The organism is Erysipelothrix anatis, from assembly GCF_009828745.1.
GTDB classification, from domain to species: Bacteria; Bacillota_I; Bacilli_A; order Erysipelotrichales; family Erysipelotrichaceae; genus Erysipelothrix; species Erysipelothrix anatis.
In genome coordinates, this window is sequence record NZ_WTSX01000002.1 from 177,198 (window position 1) to 197,709 (window position 20,512).

The following is a 20,512-nucleotide window of genomic DNA, read 5'->3' on the forward strand; positions in this document are numbered from 1 at the left end:
GAGGACATTATGGATAAAAAAACTAAGAAACGAATTGCAAGTGTAGAAGTTCGAAGTTTTGGTAGAAAAACAGACCTATTCTTCTCAATCTTCCTTGGAATCATTGCATTATCGTGTTTATTCCCGTTCTTCTTTATTATCGCAGTATCCTTTACCAGTGAGTCAGCATTAGCGATTCAAGGGTATCGATTGATACCTGGAGAATTTAGTTTAGATGGATATAAATACTTGTATGAATTCAAAGGACAACTTCTATCGTCATTAGGTGTTACCGTATTTATTACTGTAGTGGGTACAATTATCAATACAACATTTACCTCTACATATGCATACGCAATTTCAAGACAAAACTTTAAATATCGAAAATTCTTTACGAAATTTGCATTACTTACGATGTTATTCTCAGCAGGGATGATTCCAAACTACTTGGTTGTTACCAAGATGCTGGGACTTCGTAACTCGATTTGGGCCTTAATTTTGCCAATGGCACTGAGCCCATTCAACATTATGGTTATGCGTACTTTCTTTAAAAAGACAGTACCAGATGCCATTATTGAATCAGCCCGTATTGACGGTGCAAGTGAACTTCGAATCTTTGTACAGATTGTTGTGCCACTTGCAGTTCCAGGAATTGCGACAATCAGCTTATTTGCCGCATTAGGATTCTGGAATGACTGGTTTAACGCACTCTTGTATATCACTTCTGATAACTTATACCCACTTCAATATCTGTTGATGCAGATCCAATCAAACTTGGATTACATCGCGAAGAATGTTGGAAACGCGGGAATCAGTGCTGGGATGTCAATCCCACGTGAAGCTACACGAATGGCAATGGTCGTAATTTCGACATTACCAATTGCACTTACATATCCGTTCTTCCAAAAATACTTCGTCTCAGGATTGACTATCGGTGGCGTTAAGGAATAAGAGGATATAAAATATTGCCTATTTATGAAGTTTTAGAGGAAGAGGAGGACTATCATGAAAAAAGGCGCATTAAAATTTGCAGTAGTAGCATTAGCATTCTTGTTAGTGTTGACAGGCTGTGGTTCAAAGAAAGGTGCTGAAGGAACAGGTTCAGGAGAAACTGTAACTTTACAAGTTTACCAAATTGGGGACGCACCAAAAAACATTAAAGAGTTAACAGACAAAATTAACACAATTTCAGAGAAAGAAATCGGCGTTAAAGTTAACTTCACATATATTGGTTGGGGAGACTATGACCAAAAAATGTCTGTAATGGTTACAGCAGGTGATGAATTTGATATCGCATTTGCTCAAAACTATACAGTTAATGCTCAAAAAGGAGCATATGCTGACTTAACAGATCTTGCAAAAACACATGCAAAAGAATTCTTTGATTCAGTAGACCCAATTTACTACGACGGTAACGTTGTTAACGGAAAACTATACGGTTTCCCAGTAAACGGTAACGTATTTGCGGCTCAAATGTTATCATTCAACGGAGAGCTTTTAGACAAATATAACTTAGATATCTCAAATGTTAAAACATATGCAGATGCTGAGCCAATGTTACAAACAATTAAAGACAACGAACAACAAACTGTACCATTCGCAATTGGTAAAACATTCAAAGCTAACTTAGGTAACTTTGACTACATCTTAGGTGATGCACTACCATTCGCAGTAAACATCGATGGTGATCAAACACAAATTATCAACCCATTCGAAACAGAAGTTGGTATGCAACGTCTTCGTGAATTACACGATCTATACAACAAAGGATTAATTCCTACTGATGCAGCAACAAACGATACATCATACGACTTGAACAACAACACATGGTTCATGCGTCAAGAAACTCAAGGTGCTGCTGACTACGGTGATAACTTATTAACACAAGTTGCTGGTAAGAAAATCGTATCACGTCCATTAAACAATAACTTAAAATCAACAGCTCAAGCTCAAATGGCTAACTTCGTTGTTGCTCAAAACTCAAAAAATAAAGAAGCAGCAGTTAAATGGTTAAACCTCTTGAACACAAATGCTGAAATGATGAATACATTAGTATACGGTATTGAAGGCGAATCATGGGAAAAAGTAGGGGATAAACACCTCAAATTCTTAGATGGATATAAAGAAGGTTTCCACATGGCAGCATGGAATACAGGAAACTCAGAATTATTACTTCAACCAGAAAATGTAACAACAGAAATGATTGAAAAACGTGAAGCAGATACTAAAGCAGCTACAGTTTCACCAATCTTAGGATTCAACTTTGTTACAGATTCAGTTAAGACAGAAATCAGTAACGTTACAAACGTTGTTGATGAATACTATGCAGTATTACACACAGGTACAGTTAACCCTGATGAAGTCGTTCCAACATTCATTGCTAAATTAAAAGAAGCAGGATACGAAACGATTCAAAAAGAAATGCAAAAACAATTTGACGAATTTAGCAAAAAAGCTTAATGATCAAATGAAGGAGGGGGCATTGACCCTCTCCTTTTTCTTCGTAAAGCGCTATCATCAAAAATAGTATATAATTATAGAAGTAAGGAAGATGATGATTATGGGAACCTATGTAAGTGATTTTTTTGACCGAATATATGTATTGATCAAATTATCGTTAATGTTTTGGATTATGACGATGATGGGTGGAGTCGTTCTAGGCATTGGTCCTGCGTTCTCAAGTGTTATTCAGTTGTACACCGATCATGAATGGACGCATCGTGATATGCGTTGGAAGCAGATTGGTACACTCTTTGTAAGTAATTTTAAAAGAGGAAATATGATATTCTATACATATTTCTTGATTATCGCAGTTTTGGCATACAATATGTACCTTGCAGTACAAATTAGAGGTATCGCAATTTTATTCGTTCAATTCTTGATTGCTGCCGCATTTGTACTAACAGTCTGTGCATATTTATATGCGGTCTTAATTGATAATAATTTTGAAATTTCATATAAAAACTTATTGAAGCTAAGTGCAATCGCAGTCATGGGGAACTTCTTTAGTGTCTTAAAATTATTGCTAGCAATGATTGTGGTAGGGTTTATTACGTCGAAATATATGGGTCTTTTACCATTCTTAACAATCGGTATGATTACAGTATTAGTGTCCCGAATTGGGAAGCCAATGATTGTAACCATTGATGAGCACATCGGATAGTTATGCAAAAGAAAAGCCTGATGAAACGTTTGATTCATACCTATGCCGCGATACTGATTGTCGTTATACTCATCTTTTCGTTGATGGTGAGTTATGCAACAACACAATCCGATCGAACGGCAGTACAGAATCAAGTGGATCAAATAACGAAAAAAGTATCAGCAGTAACAGGGGGATATCAAACAGATTTACGACGTATGATCAATGATCTCTTTCCCGATCAGGCGCGTCTTGATAGTATGCGTGATTACTTTTATATGGATTTTAGTAAGTATTATACGCAACAGTTGGGACGTCCACAGTTCCAACTTTTTCCGCGTGATGTCGAAAAACTCTACGAACGCTACGATGCGATTGAAGGGTTTGTAATTTCGCTTGAGGCAACCAATGATATATATCATTCAAGCCGAGAGAACAAAATGGGGAGTAAACCGGAGCAATTACCTGATATCTCCGATTACATGGTCTTTTCCAGACCGATTATTAATTATGATGCATACCTACCGCTAGGAAATATCTATCTATACATTGATTACTCGGTATTTGATTCGATTGTACAACAGGAGCAACGCTTTGTAGAACCCATTGTATTCCTACTTTCGAGTACGGGAAATATTCAATATCAATACAATACGGGGAATGGTGATGTCTTACAAGAACACATCAAAACGCAGTATGAAACCCGTTCACCCTTAGATTCAGCGATATTTGAACAGTATGTCTATAATCGTGTTGAGTTATCAGATGGTTCGGTACTCATTGTAGCTGCTGATAAGCACGATATCTTTATGAAGTCATTCTCTACATATGCGTTGATTACTGCGGGAGGGACGTTCTTAATTGTGATTCTACTGTTTGTCTTGTTCAGGACATTTGGACGTTATGATACACAAGTGAACGATGTGTTGGGAACCATGGAACGCGTGCGTCGTGGTAATGTTTCAGATCGTATTGAAATTCAAAATAAAGAGGATGAGCTTCTTACGATTTCCCAGGCAATTAATGAGACGTTGGACAGTATGAATCGATATGTTAAACAAATTTATCAGATGGAGATTCGCCAACAGGATATTAATATGCGTGCCTTACAATCACAAATCAATCCTCATTTCTTATACAATACATTAGAATTTATTCGTATGTATGCTGTCTCAGAAGGTGTTAATGAGTTAGCGGATATTGTCTACACATTCTCTACATTGCTTCGCAACAACATTTCGTTAGAGAAGACAACGACGTTAGCGAAAGAACTGGAATTTGTTGAAAAGTACGTCTATCTTCATCAAATGCGATATCCCAATAAAATTGCTTATAAATTTGATGTTGCAGAAAATTTTGAAATGATTAGTATTCCTAAATTTACGCTGCAACCTTTGATTGAAAACTATTTTGTACACGGTGTAAACTATCGTCGAGTTGATAACGCCATTAAAGTTGCAGTCTACAAAGACAATAAACGAATTCATATTAAAGTATCGGATAATGGTCGAGGGGTCGCGGATGAAGTCTTAACGACAATTCGTCGACGCTTGCAAGAATCGGAATTTGATTTGGATAATGACAAGTCAGTAGGGCTTGTGAATGTTCATGAACGATTGAAAGTATTCTACAAAGACAATGACTATCGTATGGAAGTCGCACATAGTGATAATGGAGGATTTGAGGTTTTAATTAGTTTTATAGAGGAGGAATCGGATGTATAAAGTAATCTTAATTGATGATGAGTATATGATTTTACAGGGGTTACAAAAGCTAATTCAATGGGAGCAACTTGGTATTGAATTAGTAGGGACCTTTGATGATGGCATCGATGCTTTGGATTATGTTCGCGAAAATCCTGTAGATATTGTTATTACGGATGTGAGTATGCCCGTAATGACGGGTATTGAGTTTGTCGCACAATCGCAGGAGGAAGACATCAACTTTAACTTTATTATTTTGTCAGGGTATCAAGAGTTTGAGTATGTCAAAGAGGGGATTCGCCTTGGTGCTGAAAATTTCATCCTTAAACCGATTGATACGGTTGAGTTGAATGGATCGATTCGTAAAATAGTTCAAAAGCTCGATGAAGAAAAGTATCACGAGCAAGGCGATGAAATTCTCTTTAGGAATACAATTATTCGTTGGTTAACGGGGGAGATTGATTCCGTTGATTTACGTCGTATCTTAAAACAATTGGGACATCGTCTTGAATTAACAGATTTGTATTCGGTGATTGCAATTGGTGGCGTAACTGAAGCCCGTAAAGCAGTTTGGAATCACTTCATGAAAGAGATGATGATTCCATACTATGCTTATATGGGGGAGGAACTGTACATTGTTGTTGAGGGATCTAACCTACGTTTTGATCAGGTTCGTAAGGGAATCATTCATCTCATTATAAAAGAAGATGAAAAGATTGCGATTGGCGATTTGTTTGTAAAGTTTGATCAAATTCATCGTAGTTATGACCACGCCTCAGCACTTTTGGAAATTGTTGAGTTTTATGACGATGATTCGTACTTGCGTGATCAAAGTATTAAAGATAGTACGAGTATCGAAATGAATGCCAAGATATCGTTTGAGAAATTTCATCAGTCACTTGCTTTAGGCGATGGTGCAGGAATTCGTGAAGAGATGAAGGGTCTTATCGATGAGGCGATTGCAACCAATCCACAACCAGAGTATATACGCTATATTGCGTTTATTGTTTTTTCAGACATTTACCGTCATTATAATCGCATGTCGTCAGAGCATTACTATTCAAATCTTAAATTGCTACATGGCGCAAATTCAATCGGTGAAATTTTAGATGTCCTTGAGTCATCAATTGAAGTTAATCATGCGCAAACTGATGTCAAACAATACAATGTAAATGTGCAAAAAGCACTGCAAATGATTCATCAAAATTACACTGATGATTTAACAATCGGAACAATCGCAGACTCATTGCATTTAAATGCGATGTATCTCGGACAAATTTTTAAAAAGGAAACGGGACTTAGCTTCTCACAATATTTAAATCAACATCGTATTAAGAAAGCACAGAATCTATTGATGCAATCAAGTCACAATGTCAATGAAATAGCGGAACTTGTTGGATATACAAGCTCTGGATATTTCTACAAAAACTTTAAGAAGGAATGCGGAATCTCTCCTCGAGAGTTCCGTGAACGGTGGCACAAAAACGGCGACGTCCTTCACTTAGACTAACAAAAAGGAAGAACAATCATTGTTCTTCCTTTTTTGGTTTATTTTGACATTGAGTACGGAAGTTCATCATCCGTGTATTGATGTTGACGAGGAACAATTCCTAACTCGAAATCAAGCCGCGTACCTTGGATAAGGTCACTGTGTTTGAGATAGAGTGGTGTATACTCAGTACCATCTTTCATCATCTTGGAAACGAAATTATGATGACACGTGTTATTTTCAGTATTGATTTGTAATGCTTCACTATTGGGTAGATTTACTGTAACAGTATCAAAGAAAGGAATACCTACGACATATTCTTGTGTTCCGGGACTAACTGGATAGAATCCCATAGCGTTGAAGACATACCATGCGGACATACTGCCATTGTCTTCGTCGCCGGGGTAACCTGTGAATGTAGGCTTGAATGTTTCGCGCATGAGGCTTCGTAAAAGTACTTGTGTTGAAGCCGGTTCGCCACCATACGTGAACAGATAAGGAATATGGAAACTTGGTTGATTTGAGATTGCCATTTGGCCAAAATCAATCGCAGCGACTTCGCTCATTTCGTGAATTTCAAAGCCATAACTTCCTGATGTGAAGTACGGTTTTTGGTTCACAAGATGGGTGATTTTATCAAGATATGCTTGTTTTGAATCATATAACTTAATTAGACCGGCAAAGTCGTGATAGACAGCCCAAGAGTTTTGCCAAGAGGAACCTTCGGTATACGCATGTCCCCATTCTATATCGCTAAATGAATCACTGAAGTTGCCTTCTGTATCTTTCGCGCGCATCAATCCTGAGTTTGAATCAAAGAGCTGTGCATAATTTTTTGAACTATCCATGAATTTTTGGTAATCATCGGTACGTCCAAGCATTTTTGCAACTTGTGCGATACAAAAATCACTGTAACTGTTATCTAATGATTGGTTGACACTTTCATGGTAGGATGATGGAACGTAACCATATTTCCAATAATCATTAACAGCACGACGGCCATACTGTGGATTCTCAGACTCGACTGTTGCAGATTGTTTCATTGCCTCATACAATGGCTCAATGTTATCGTGAGCGAGACCTTTTGTGAGCGCATCACTGATAACTGCATCGACAAGAGTGCCAGGCATAAGTCCACGTTCATCGGGTGAAAGCCATTTTGGAAGGTATCCGGCTTCACGGAAACTGTTGAGGAAACCTTCAAGCATCAGCTCATAGTGTTCAGGTTCAATAAGAGAAAAGAGTGGGAAAAGTGATTTATAAGTATCCCAGAATCCGTTATTAGTAAATAAAACTCCAGGTGCACTCGATTGCGTAATTGTATTGTAGTGGATAGGTTCGTTGTTAGCATCCAATTCATAGAATGTTTGAGGGAAAAGGAAACAACGATAAAGTGCCGCATAAAACATTTTGACGGCTTCTTGGTCAGTGTGAGTTACTTCAACTTTGGATAGTTTTTGTTCCCATGCATCTTTCGCATTTGTTAGCATGCTTTCAAAGGTTGAGGGTAAGCGCGATGCATTGATTTTTGCTTGTTGCGAATTGATAAAAGAGGTCGCAACGGTAATGGTTGGATGTGATGAAGTTGTACGAATAATGATAATGTCAGTACCATCTTCAAAAGTACTTGCTTCAGCAGTAAATGGAACATCTAACGTCATGTGCACATACATTGTGAAGTTTGGGTCTTCTGATCCCGAAGCATTCACGACAGCATATGAAATGGTGTCTGCGTCAATACGTATATCATGGATGCCTTTGATTGCTGATATCACGAAGCCGACTGCTTCAGAACGTAAACTCGTGTTCTTAAGTTTCATTCCGTAAGTTGATGCAGTAAGTTCTGATTCAAGGGCATAGCGTTGGCTCGTAAGTTTGAGATATCCTGGATTGTATACAGCTTCTTCAATACGATAACTGCTTTGAAGGTGAAATACACTTCGGATAAGTGGATCAGTTGTAAAGGGAGTTATTAAAAAACTACTGAAGTCACCCATCCAAGGACTCGGTTGGTGAGTACAGCGAAAACCTGCAAATAACGGTTTGCTTGGATTAAACCACCATGACCCTTCATCATTTTGAGGTGCAAAGTAGTTCATGCCAAAGGGAACTCCGGTGAAAGGGAGGGTGTTACCGTTTGAATAACCGGGATAGTTTTGTGTCCCGACGCGTGTATCAATTGTATCGTGTGTCATAAAGTCTCCTAATTGTGCGTAGATTCGCGTTTGATGAGTGAAACATCAATAATCAGTCGTTCTTGTGGTGTGTTTGGATCTTGGATAATTTTAAGTAAGTGTTGCATTGCACGCATCCCAATTTGCTTAAAGTTCTGTTCAAGGGTTGTAAGTGGCGGATTGACGAATTGTGAAGCCTGGGTATTGTCGAAACCAACAATCTTGAAATCTTGTGGAATCGAATAATTCAGATGTGTTAAGGCATTCATAATAGAAATTGCGAGAATATCGTTTTCACACACAATACCATTGATCTCTGATGCAATCAGATCGTGGATCAAATCTTTAAAGTCATCTGCATGCTTCGTTAAGTTACAATAGATCGGTTTGGCATTATGATTCAATCCCGAATCACTTAGAGCCTTAAGATATCCGAAATAGCGCTCGCGAACTGATGAAACATCTTCGATGCGTGTGGTACTTATGTAAGCAATATTTTTTAATTCTTGATCAATCAGGTGTTGTGTTGCAAGATATCCCCCTTGAAAGTTGTTGGAAATAACACTTGAAAAGGGAACACCGGATACTTCTTTATCTAAGATTACGGTTGGAACATTGAGCAAATAGAGAGGGTAAGCATATTCTAAAATATCATTGTTATTGAATGGATAGAAGATAATACCAGCATAATTTGTCGCAATATCTTGAAGTTGTTCGGCTGAAATTTTGCTGTTTTGCTGAACTTGCAGACGATAGGGTGTATCTTGAAGTGCTTGAAGAATGCCTTGCGTATAATTCCCGAAACTGTAAGTATCGGGGAAAGGCATAATAAATAGAATATCGGTTAAATCACGCGTAGACGTAATTTTTTCTATTGGACTTACAAAACTTCCAAGACCACGTTTGCGGTAAATAAGGCCTTCTTGCTCAAGGTCGTTTAAAACACGTTTTGATGTAATACGACTGACATTGAATGTGGCAGCAATATCATTCTCACTTGGTAACTGGTCGTGAGCGTGGTATTTGCCATGGTAAATGTCGTTTTTTATGTGCTCTTTAATTGTTTGGTATAGAGGTTTGGTCATAATGCCTCCTGGTTGGTATATCATCTACATTTTACTTGTTATATCAAGAAAAATCAATCCAATAATTCGTACACAAAGACCTATAGTTTGTCCATTAAAAACCTATTGTATAAAGAATAAAATTGAAGTGTAACTGGTAACTATATCTTGGTATATCAACTTTAGGAGGAACTATGACAGTCTATAAAGAAATGCCAAAATCCGTACGTGATTTTATGAATGAAATTGCTGAACTTTGTGGTGAAGAACACAAAGGGTGGTCAGAAATATTTGAAAACGTGTATTCAAATACACTGCTTACAACAATCAAACGTATCAGTGAAGACGATACATATGTACTGACAGGAGATATTCCGGCAATGTGGCTTCGTGATTCAACAGCCCAAGTACGTCCATATCTTCCTATTGCTGAACGTGATGCAGATATTCAAGCCATGATTCGTGGTGTTATCTCGCGTCAATTTGACATGATTCTACATGATCCTTATGCCAATGCATTTAACGAAGATGCGAATGGTGCAGGTCATCAAACTGATGATACAACCATGACCCCTCTCATTTGGGAACGCAAATATGAAATCGATTCATTATGCTACCCAATTCAACTTTCTTATCTTTACTATCAACATACTCAAGATGCAACAATCTTTGACGATCGCTTCAAACAAGTCGCACAAACAGTCATTGATTTATGGGTAGTCGAGCAAGACCATACGCAATCCCCATACAACTTTGAACGTCCAACAGACCGAAAAGAAGACACATTAACCAATGGTGGTCGTGGTGGTGAAGTTGCCCGCACGGGTATGACTTGGTCAGGATTTAGACCAAGTGATGATGCGTGTGAATACAACTACTTAGTACCATCAAATATGTTTGCGGTTGTTGTTCTAGAATATATGGAAACGATCTTTACGACCATAAATGTTGATGCAAACTTAGCAAATCAAGCACAACAACTCAAACTTGAAATTAAGAAAGGTATCGAAGACTTTGCCGTATTCTCAAATGGTGAAAAAGATATTTATGCCTATGAAGTTGACGGCTTAGGTAATGCCCTATTAATTGATGATCCAAACGTACCAAGCCTTCTTGCAGCTCCATACTTGGGATTCTGTGATGTCGATGATGTTCTGTATCAAAATACGCGTGATCACATATTAAGTCCTAAAAATAAATATTTCTATGAAGGACAATTTGCACGTGGATGTGGTAGTTCACATACCCCAGAAGGTTACATTTGGCCAATCGCATTATCAATCGAAGGCTTAACAACCAATGATAAAGATGCAAAAGCAGCAATCCTAAATACACTAGTAGCCACCGATGGTGGAACAAAAATGATGCACGAAAGTTTCGATGTCAATAATCCTACCAACTTCACTCGTGAGTGGTTCTCATGGGCAAACATGATGTTCTGTGAACTTGTCATGGATTTCTTCGATATAAAGGTTAAACGATAATATGAAAAAAACAGTACATATCATTTCACATAGCCACTGGGATCGTGAGTGGTACATGCCATATGAGCAACATCATATGCGCTTAATCGAACTCTTCGATGACTTATTCGACGTTTTTGAAAATGATCCAGGATATAAAAGCTATCACCTCGATGGTCAAACAATATCATTGGATGACTATCTTGAAGTGCGTCCAGAAAACCGTGAAAAACTAGAAAAACTTGTTCGTGACAAAAAACTCTTCATTGGACCATTCTATATTCTACAAGATGATTTCTTGATTAGTGCTGAGGCAAATGCACGAAACATGCTTGTTGGTCTCGATGAGAGCTATAAATGGGGTGAACCCGTAAAACTTGGTTATTTCCCAGATACATTTGGAAACATGGGACAAGCACCACAAATGATGAAACAAGGAAATATGGATGCAGTTGCATATGGCCGCGGGGTCAAAACGACAGGATTCAATAACGTTGTTGTCGATGAAGATTACACATCAAAGTACTCTGAAATTAACTGGGAAGGTGCTGATGGTACTGAAATCTTCAGTATCTTATTTGCCAACTGGTATAGCAATGGTAATGAAATCCCAGCTGAACGAGAAGCGGCAATTGCATTTTGGGATAAGAAACTTGCTGATGCAGAACGTTATGCATCAACACCACACCTTCTCATGATGAATGGTGTTGACCATCAACCAATTCAAAAGGACGTGGCAAAAGCCATCGCTCTTGCCAATGAACTGTATCCAGACTACGAATTCGTTCATAGTAACTTTCCGGATTATATCGAAGCTGTCAAAGCGACACTTCCTGAAGATATCGGGACCGTTAAAGGTGAATTAACAAGTCAAGAAACAGATGGTTGGTATACGTTAGCGAATACATCATCATCACGAATTTACTTAAAACAAGAAAACGTTGCGGTTCAAAATCTTCTAGAACGTATAACCGAACCTTTAGCTACAATTGCGACCGATGTAACAGGTCACTATCCACATGAAATGTTGCGTTATGCTTGGAAAAAGCTAATGCAAAACCATCCTCATGATTCAATTTGCGGATGTGGTGTTGATAGTATTCACCGTGGCATGATGACTCGTTTTGAAGATGCAAAACAAGTTGGTAATTTTGTGCGTGACGAAGCACTTCGCCATATTGAAACTGCTTTAAATACAGACGTTTTCCCGGAAGCATCACGTCCCTTTGTTGTTTTCAATACAGAAGGTCAAGAAAAGTCCGGTTTAGTCGAAGTTGAAGTAGAGTGGGAACGAATCCCATTTAATGATCGTAAACCGCAGGAAAACTACTATGAACTTGTCGAAAAAGGGACGCCAGATGTCCTCGTAATCAATGAAAGTGGGAAATCGGTACCTTTTGAAATCGTAAGTTCAGATGTGAAGTACAACTACGATTTACCAAAGGATGCTTTCCGTAAACCTCATTTTGCACGCTACATCACCGTACGTCTAAATATGACAATGATGCCGTCTTTCTCATGGGAGACATTTGCACTAGTTGAAGGAAAACCTGAACCACTCACATCATCATTCGAAGGATTGGAAAACGCATCATTACGCGTATCCATCTCGAATACTGGACAAATCGATATTGAAGATAAAGTACACGGTCATACTTATGAAGATGTTCTTTATTTTGATGATGCTGGTGATATCGGCAATGAGTATATCTTTAAGCAGTCGCATGACGGAACATTCATCACTTCTAAAGGACTGGATGCAACAGTAACGGTACTTGATGATACTGCTTTAGTGAAACGCGTGAAGATGACCCAAACGATGATGATTCCTGAAGCGGCTGAGGATCTGCTCAAAATTGAACAAGAATCAGTGACGGAAATGCGTGAGCGCTTATCAAAACGCTCAACAAAACTTATCCCATTGACACTCGAAACAATGATGACACTTGAGGCAGACAGCCCAATTCTAAAATTTGAGACACGCTTTAATAATCAAGCGAAGGATCATCGTGTGCGCGCAATTTTCAACAGTTCAATGTCGGTACCAACACATGAATCTGAAAGTATTTATGAAGTTGTAACACGTCCCAATGCAGTCTCAAAATCATGGCAAAATCCAACAAACCCACAACACCAACAAGCTTTCTCCGCCATTACAACAGACGAAAAAGGAATGATTGTTGGAAATACAGGATTGCATGAATATGAGGTATTGGATAATCAGTATCTTGCAGTCACAATTCACCGCGGTACTGGCGAAATGGGCGATTGGGGATATTTCCCAACACCGGAAGCACAAGTTCTTGGTGAAACAACGGTGTCTTATGCTGTAAGTTTCCATGGTCGTGATGACAAACATGATTACTACCGTGCGATGAAAGGAATTCAGGTTCCATTCATCACTACACAGGCTGCTGTTCATTCAGGAACATTCGCAAGTAAACATCAATACCTTGTTGTCGATGCACCAGACGCATATGTAACATCACTCAAACGTAAAGAACACGAAACTGATATCATGGTTCGCCTGTTCAACTTGAGTAATGACGATGCTACAACAATTCATGTCGATTTTGAAGGCACACAACTTTATGATTCCAGTCTCCTTGAAATCGTCACGGACAAACCATACGATACAACGCTCAAAGCCGCTGAGATTCGTACAATTCGTATTCCAGATGTCAAATAAAATGAAATTTCCAAAAGACTTTCTGTGGGGTGCAGCGGCTTCTGCACCTCAAACAGAAGGGTCTAACCTAAGTGGTGGGAAGTCATTAAATACATGGGATAAATGGTTTGAATTGAGCCCTGAGCGGTTTGATCAAAACGTGGGTCCGCAAACAACTTCAGACGTCTACAAACTTTACAAAGAAGATGTCCAGCGCATGCGCGATATGAATCTAAACTCGTATCGAACATCGATTTCGTGGACCCGATTATTGCCGGATGGCAAAACACTGAATCAAGAAGCAGTCACATACTATCGTGATTACTTCCAAACAATGATTGATAAAGGCATTCATCCAATTATTAACTTATTTCACTTCGATATGCCGTGGTGGATGATGGAAAAGGGTGGATGGACCAATGCAGAAGTTACGGACCATTTTGCCTTCTATGCCCAAACATGTATCGAAGAATTTGGAGATTTAGTCAAAGACTGGACAACATTTAACGAACCCATTGTTCACGTTGAATGCAGTTATTTGTATGAATTTCATTATCCCGCGATTGTTGATTTCAAACTTGCTATTTTGGCGGGATACAACACGATTTTAGCCCATGCGAAAGCTATCAAGGCAATGCGTAATGTTCGTTCAGACATTCGTATTGGAACCATTTTAAACTTAACCCCGGTCTATGGTCGCTCTGATTCAGAAGATGATATCCAAGCAACTCGGATTGCGAATGCTTTAAACATCACGAGTTTTATGGATGCAATGGTCAAAGGAACGTTTGATCCCTTCATGGTCAATCTTCTAAAAGAACATGAACTACTTCCCGAAACTGATGCAAAAGATTTAGAAATTATTCGGGAAAATACAGCTGAATTCTTAGGCGTTAACTATTATCAACCACGCCGTGTTCAAGCACCTTCGAAGAAACTCGTGGGTCTTGCAACAATGCCAGAAGATTTCTACGAAGCCTATGCTTGGCCAGAACGTCGTATGAATCCATATCGCGGTTGGGAGATATATCCTGAAGCGATTAAAGATATCGCTAACCTCATCACAACGAAGTATGACAACATGCCGTGGTATGTATCAGAAAATGGCATGGGTGTCGCAGATGAGGCCCGCTTTAAGGATGAAGATGGCATGATTCAAGATGCCTATCGAATTGAATTCGTTGAAGAACACCTACATTACCTATCTGAAGCAATTGCTGATGGCGCAAACTGCTTTGGCTATCACATGTGGACATTTGTGGATTGTTGGTCATGGCTCAATGGCTACCGTAACCGTTATGGATTCTACAGTGTCGACCTAGAAACACAAAAACGAACACCTAAAGCAAGTAGCTTCTGGATGCGTGACTTTATTCAATTTCAACAGGAAGGGGAATAGGAACATGGCAATACTAGCATTTGATATGGGAGGAAGTGCAGTCAAGTACGGTATCTGGAATAATGATACGCTCGAAATGACAGATCAGTTCAAAACACCGGCAACATGGGATGAAATGAAAGAAATCCTCAAGCAAACTTATCAGAATCTCAAAGCAACTTTTGATATTTCAGGTATCGCCCTTTCAGCTCCAGGAAGTGTTGATGTTGCGAAAGGGGTTATCGGCGGGATTTCAGCAATCGAATATATTCACCATTTCCCAATTGTGGAAGATCTTGAATCCGTTTTTGGTTTACCGGTAAGTATCGATAACGATGCCAACTGTGCCGCCCTTGCGGAAACATGGAAAGGTGTTGCACGTGGTGAATCAAACGTACTATTTGTAGTTGTTGGAACAGGAATTGGAGGTGCGGTCATCGTCGATGGCGAAATCCAAAGAGGTCATAATCTTTTTGGTGGTGAATTTGGCTGCATGATCCTTGACGGAAAACAATCGTTTAGTATGCTTGGGACCGCTGTCCATATGGCTGAACGCTACGCACGTCGTCTCAAAATTCCCGAAGATAGCATAACGGGTGCAGAAGTATTTGACCGCGCAAAAGCAGGAGATGCACTCGCTATAGACGAGGTTAATAATTTCTACGATTATCTCTCGTTAGGTCTCTATAATTTACAATTTACGACAGACCCAAGCTCCATCATTATTGGTGGCGGTGTTAGCCAAAACCCAGATTTAATACCTGCAGTTACAACACGAATACAAGATATGTTAAGCAATGCAGGTCTTGAAAGTGTCGATGTATCGATTAAGGCGTGTCATTTCCTCAATGATGCTAATTTAGTCGGAGCAGTGGCTGCATTTCAAACACAGAAGGGAGCACAATAATTATGAAATATGCTGCAAGCGTTGATATTGGAGGAACATCCACTCGTGTTGCTCTAATAAGTCAAACAGGCGAAATTATTGAACGTCAGTCCTTCACCACGTTGGGCGACAATCCACACGCGACACTTGAAGGAATTTACGATATTATTCAAGGTTTTAGTGAGCCCTGTGTTGGTGTTGGTGTGTCCTGCCCGGGCCCTTTAGATTTAAAGAAGGGAATCGTCCTCACGCCGCCAAACTTAACAGGATGGCATTACTTTAAATTTAAAGAAGAAGCTGAAAAGCTTTGGAATTTACCCGTAATTTTAGAAAATGATGCAAACTTAGCGGGGTATGCCGAAGCCATGAAAGGTGCTGGTGTTGGTGAAGATGTAGTTCAGTACTTTACCATAAGTACAGGACTGGGTGGTGGCTTGGTCATCAACGAAAATATCTTTCTAGGATCACACGGTTTTGCGCAAGAGGTGGCCAATGCTATTTTATGGAAAGACGGCCCACAGTTGGGTGATTTAAAACCCGGGTCCGTAGAATCGATTTGCAGTGGGACCGCAATTACACAACGTGCCAAACAACAAGGACTCGATGCCCAACATGCTGGGGATGTTTATCAACTTGCACAATCAGGCAATATGGTCGCAGAAGCTATCATTGATGATGCAATTGAATATCTTGCGAACATGATTGCGATTGTGATTGGAGTCATCGATCCCGGTGTTGTTGTGTTGGGTGGTGGTGTTGCGTTGAAAATTCCAAACTTTGTAGAAAAAGTCACTGAACGTGTTCAAACCAAAGTCTATGCTGTCCAAGTTGAAAATGTAAATATTAAACGCGCGGAACTAGGCGACGACAATGGTCTAATCGGCGGTGGTTTATATGCCTTCAATGTATTTGCTGGAGGTATGATATGAGCGTAATCAAGCTATCACCATCTTATAAAGACTATCTTTGGGGTGGTAGTAAACTCAAAGAATTCTATCGCAAAGAAACATTATTAACGCCACTTGCCGAAAGCTGGGAAATATCGACCCATAAAGATGGACCCAGTTATCTTGTGGACTATCCAGGTGTAGAGAAGACATTACCAGAATACATTGCTGTCCAAGGTCGCCACGTTCTTGGTACCAAAGGACAAGCATTTGAATACTTTCCAATCCTCGTTAAATTTATTGATGCTAAACAAGACTTATCCATTCAAGTCCATCCTGAGGACGCGTATGCTAAAGTTCATGAAAATGAGTATGGTAAAACAGAAATGTGGTATATCTTGGAAGCAGAACCCGGTGCATCCATCTACTATGGTACAAAGACATCACTAAGCAAAGAAGCATACAAGGAAGCGATTGAAACGAACACCATCCTCGATGTTCTCAATAAAGTTCCAGTAAGCAAAGGTGACGTAATTTTCGTTGAAGCGGGTACGATTCATGCAATTGGTGCCGGAATCGTTATCTGTGAAATCCAACAAAATTCAAATACAACGTATCGTGTCTACGATTTTAATCGTAAAGACGCAAATGGTAATTTACGCGAATTGCATATTCAACAAGCAATCGACGTATCAAATCTAGAACCCAAAGATACATCATTTGAAGCTCAGGAACCCTTCGTTGTTTCCGATGGCTACCAAAGTCGAATTCTTGTAAGTTGTGACTACTTTACAACTACGGAAGTCATTCTCGATGACTTCAAAAACTATTATCTTGATGATACATCATTTGAAGGAATTGTAGTTGTTGATGGCTATCTCACCATCACTCAAAATGGCACAGTCGTTGAGCTTAAAAAAGGCGAATCAGCTTTCATTGATGCTAATACGCCAAACATTAAAATAAGTGGTGTTGCCCGTTACTTATCAATAAGAGTATAAAAAAGAAGACACACGCATTAATGCGGTGTCTTCTTTTGTGCTTCCTACACAATTATACGCGGTGTGGGTTTTCGCTCCAGCGATAACCCTTACCACGTACAGTGTAGATTGAAGAAAGATTTAATTTCTTTCGGATATTCCGAATATGTACATCAACTTTACGTTCGAGCTCTTCAGAATAGGGCTCGTTCCAGATGTTATCAATAATTTGACGCCGTGAAACGACATCACCACGGTTTGCTAAGAAATGGCCAATAATGCCAAGTTCAATCGGTGTCATTGGAATATCAACACCATCTTTTGTGATGACTTGATTATCAACATCCATCAACATATTCTCTGAAATAGAGAACAATGAAAGTTGTGTTGATTTATCGAAGTAAGAATCGAACATGCGTTCCATATATGCAAGTAGAACATTAATGGATTTATTTTTTTCCCAAACGACATCGATATCTTCAGCAAGTGCTTCAATTTCAATTGCATCTGTAAGTGATGCTGTCATAAGTACAGTACGTGCTGTTGGTACCATGCGTTTCACTGATGCTAAAAGTTTGATTCCGTTTGTATCATCAAGATCATATTCGGAAATGACGAGTAATGAATTTTTCATCGCAAATTGCTCAATGCCTTCCATGGCAGACGATGCGGTTAGCACTTTGTAGTTGTTTGCTTCAAGCCCTTTACTTAATGTTTCTAAATATTTTGAATCGCTATCAATAATTAATGTTGTTATCATAATGACTAACCTCCTAACATCATCATATATAAACAGATTATAAAGTTATGCAATCTGTCATTAAAGTATGAATTGGTGTTATAGAAAACAAAAAAACCGCATTCCGCGGTCTAAATTATAGGGTTTTTCATGTATTGGAAAGCGATAGATCCGATTCCAACATGAACACTAACTGTAGAAATTAGAGGTCCTGTATGAAGTTTTGCTTCTGGGAAAGCTGTCTTCAACTTCTCAATCGTTGTTTCTAATGCCTCGGGTGCATCAACATCAACAATCGTTATCGTATAACCAGCACCAACGCCGACATCTTGCATATGAGCGATGACAGTATCAATCGCTTTAGACATTGTGCGAACCTTACCGAATGGATCAATGACACCATTTGTTGTGTGGTTTAAATGCAAGATAGGTTTGATTTTAAGGAATCCACCCAGTGTTGCTGCAAGCGGCGATAGACGACCACCACGTGAGAGATGTTTCAAATCATCAGGAATAATATAGGTATCACTATTCTTAATGGAATCATCTAAGATTTCGCGAATTGCTTCGATTGATTTGCCTTCATCCAATAAATCACGTGCCGTCAATGCTAAGTCCAATTCAATACGCGCTGCGGTAAAGCAGTCGATATATTCAAATTTAATATCTGCAAATTGTGCAGCTGTAACCATTGCATTGATTGTTCCTGAGATTCCGCTTGTAATTGGAACGGCTAAGATTTGCTCGTAGCCCATTTCTTTAATTTCTGTAAAAAGTTCCTCAATTTTCCCCAAAGATGGTAACGATGTTTGAAGAAGTTTACCAGATGCGAGTTTCTGGTTTACTTCATCTATTGATATTTCAACGCTTTCTAAGTAAGCGTGATCTCCATCTATTATTTGTAGTGGAATAGCAAAGAGTCCTTCCTTACGATCTACTTCGTTGTAATAGTTGCTTCCGCTGTCAACGACTACTGCAGTTTTCATAATTCAACCTCCTAGTATCCTAATATTATATACCATAAACGCATGTTGTGCTCATATTTAGAACTTTGGTGCCCATTGAATTGCAATCGTTCCAAGCCCTGCATGGGCAGCGACAACAGCCGGTAATTTAGAGGCATGTGTTTCAAACGTTCCTAACGCTTCGGTAATTGCAGTATTAGCCCGTTCAACAATTTCTTCACCCTCATTGTCTAAGTAATAAATAACATGAGTTTCCGGTGTTACGTTGTCATCACGCATCGCTTTGATAATAATGTCGAAGACTTTTGTTTCAGTACGAGCTGTCCCAAATTTTTCAATCGTATCCAAGTCACTCTTTAAGTATAGGATTGGTTTCACTTTGAGTAGAGACGCTAAAGTTGCCGCACTTTTTGAAATCCGACCACTAATTTTTAATTGATCTAATGTTTGTGGGTAGACAAAAGAAGTAATTTTTGGAATCATGGCATCGATTCCTGAAAGTATTGCTTCGACAGAACTGTTGACGGCTGCTTGTTCGTTTACGAAGCGAACAAGATGTTGTACTGCCCCAGCAAGTGAACGGGTATCCACGAGTGAAACATTATCTAAACCAACTTCTTGGATGGCTTGATTCATGGAATTGTAAGTTCCAGATAATGATGATGTCAGCGCTAATACGAAAATATGATCGTAGTTTTGAGCTTTCAAAGTTTCAAATGTTGTAATAAGGAGTCCGAGATTTGGTTGAGATGTTTGAAGATGCTCTTTGTTACGTAGTAAATCGTTGACAGCATCGTAGCCCATTTCAACTTGATCGAGATATTCTTTATTGTTGTGAATAAGTGTAAGTGGTGTGATTGTGACATTCATTGCAGCCGCTTGTTCGGGTGTTAATGAGACTGATGTGTCACAGACAATTGCATAATTTTTCATGGTAATCCTCCAATGCGAGCATTATATAATTAAATACTTTGATTGTCAAACTATCTCCTAAA

Annotated in this window: 16 protein-coding genes; 11 read left to right on the forward strand and 5 right to left on the reverse strand. The window is 39.0% G+C overall.

Going from position 1 to position 20,512, the window contains the following annotated elements; translation table 11 throughout:
• The first annotated feature begins 9 nt into the window (after window positions 1-9).
• The 5 genes from GVV19_RS02340 (at window position 10) to GVV19_RS02360 (ending at window position 6,334) form a co-directional block, all read left to right on the forward strand.
• On the forward strand, window positions 10-930 hold the full coding sequence (locus GVV19_RS02340; RefSeq protein WP_159634787.1) for a carbohydrate ABC transporter permease: 921 nt from the start codon (window positions 10-12) through the stop codon (window positions 928-930).
• Between the two features lie 54 nt (window positions 931-984).
• Window positions 985-2,439: an ABC transporter substrate-binding protein gene (locus tag GVV19_RS02345; RefSeq protein WP_159634784.1), complete on the forward strand. Its 1,455-nt coding sequence runs from the start codon at window positions 985-987 to the stop codon at window positions 2,437-2,439.
• Window positions 2,440-2,539: 100 nt separating this feature from the next.
• Complete coding sequence (locus GVV19_RS02350) at window positions 2,540-3,142, forward strand: YesL family protein (RefSeq protein ID WP_159639909.1); 603 nt, start codon at window positions 2,540-2,542, stop codon at window positions 3,140-3,142.
• A gap of 20 nt (window positions 3,143-3,162) precedes the next feature.
• Window positions 3,163-4,845, forward strand: a complete 1,683-nt coding sequence (locus tag GVV19_RS02355; protein ID WP_236262311.1) for a sensor histidine kinase — start codon at window positions 3,163-3,165, stop codon at window positions 4,843-4,845.
• Entirely contained in the window at window positions 4,838-6,334 is a 1,497-nt protein-coding gene (locus GVV19_RS02360; protein ID WP_159639905.1) for a response regulator transcription factor, read from the forward strand. The genes GVV19_RS02355 and GVV19_RS02360 overlap by 8 nt, the downstream gene beginning before the upstream one ends.
• Window positions 6,335-6,372: 38 nt before the next feature.
• On the opposite strand, the gene GVV19_RS02365 is transcribed toward GVV19_RS02360, so the two are convergent.
• Window positions 6,373-8,508, reverse strand: a complete 2,136-nt coding sequence (locus GVV19_RS02365; protein WP_159645208.1) for a GH92 family glycosyl hydrolase — start codon at window positions 8,506-8,508, stop codon at window positions 6,373-6,375.
• An 8-nt stretch (window positions 8,509-8,516) separates the two neighbouring features.
• Window positions 8,517-9,572: a LacI family DNA-binding transcriptional regulator gene (locus tag GVV19_RS02370; protein WP_159645210.1), complete on the reverse strand. Its 1,056-nt coding sequence runs from the start codon at window positions 9,570-9,572 to the stop codon at window positions 8,517-8,519.
• Window positions 9,573-9,745: 173 nt separating this feature from the next.
• Between GVV19_RS02370 and GVV19_RS02375 the strand changes: the two genes are divergently transcribed.
• The 6 genes from GVV19_RS02375 to GVV19_RS02400 are packed head-to-tail and all read left to right on the forward strand — an operon-like array spanning window position 9,746 to window position 17,834.
• Window positions 9,746-11,035 carry a glycoside hydrolase family 125 protein gene (locus GVV19_RS02375; protein ID WP_159645212.1) on the forward strand — a complete coding sequence of 430 codons (1,290 nt, stop codon included), beginning with the start codon at window positions 9,746-9,748 and terminating at the stop codon, window positions 11,033-11,035.
• A 1-nt stretch (window position 11,036) separates the two neighbouring features.
• Window positions 11,037-13,703 (forward strand): alpha-mannosidase, encoded by a 2,667-nt coding sequence (locus GVV19_RS02380; RefSeq protein ID WP_159645214.1) that lies wholly within the window; start codon window positions 11,037-11,039, stop codon window positions 13,701-13,703.
• A 1-nt stretch (window position 13,704) separates the two neighbouring features.
• Window positions 13,705-15,081, forward strand: a complete 1,377-nt coding sequence (locus tag GVV19_RS02385) for a glycoside hydrolase family 1 protein (RefSeq protein ID WP_201288183.1) — start codon at window positions 13,705-13,707, stop codon at window positions 15,079-15,081.
• 4 nt (window positions 15,082-15,085) lie between these two features.
• The gene (locus GVV19_RS02390; protein ID WP_159645218.1) at window positions 15,086-15,967 is read left to right on the forward strand and encodes an ROK family protein; all 882 of its coding nucleotides are present in this window, start codon (window positions 15,086-15,088) and stop codon (window positions 15,965-15,967) included.
• A 2-nt stretch (window positions 15,968-15,969) separates the two neighbouring features.
• Window positions 15,970-16,875, forward strand: a complete 906-nt coding sequence (locus GVV19_RS02395) for an ROK family protein (RefSeq protein ID WP_159645220.1) — start codon at window positions 15,970-15,972, stop codon at window positions 16,873-16,875.
• Window positions 16,872-17,834 (forward strand): type I phosphomannose isomerase catalytic subunit, encoded by a 963-nt coding sequence (locus tag GVV19_RS02400; protein ID WP_159645222.1) that lies wholly within the window; start codon window positions 16,872-16,874, stop codon window positions 17,832-17,834. Before GVV19_RS02395 ends, GVV19_RS02400 begins: the two co-directional genes overlap by 4 nt.
• A 52-nt stretch (window positions 17,835-17,886) precedes the next feature.
• On the opposite strand, the gene GVV19_RS02405 is transcribed toward GVV19_RS02400, so the two are convergent.
• The 3 genes from GVV19_RS02405 to GVV19_RS02415 form a co-directional block, all read right to left on the reverse strand.
• Window positions 17,887-18,573, reverse strand: coding sequence for a response regulator transcription factor (locus tag GVV19_RS02405; protein WP_159634751.1), 687 nt, complete (start codon window positions 18,571-18,573; stop codon window positions 17,887-17,889).
• A gap of 110 nt (window positions 18,574-18,683) precedes the next feature.
• Complete coding sequence (locus tag GVV19_RS02410) at window positions 18,684-19,538, reverse strand: DegV family protein (protein WP_159645224.1); 855 nt, start codon at window positions 19,536-19,538, stop codon at window positions 18,684-18,686.
• A gap of 57 nt (window positions 19,539-19,595) precedes the next feature.
• The gene (locus tag GVV19_RS02415; RefSeq protein ID WP_159645227.1) at window positions 19,596-20,450 is read right to left on the reverse strand and encodes a DegV family protein; all 855 of its coding nucleotides are present in this window, start codon (window positions 20,448-20,450) and stop codon (window positions 19,596-19,598) included.
• Window positions 20,451-20,512 lie beyond the last annotated feature (62 nt).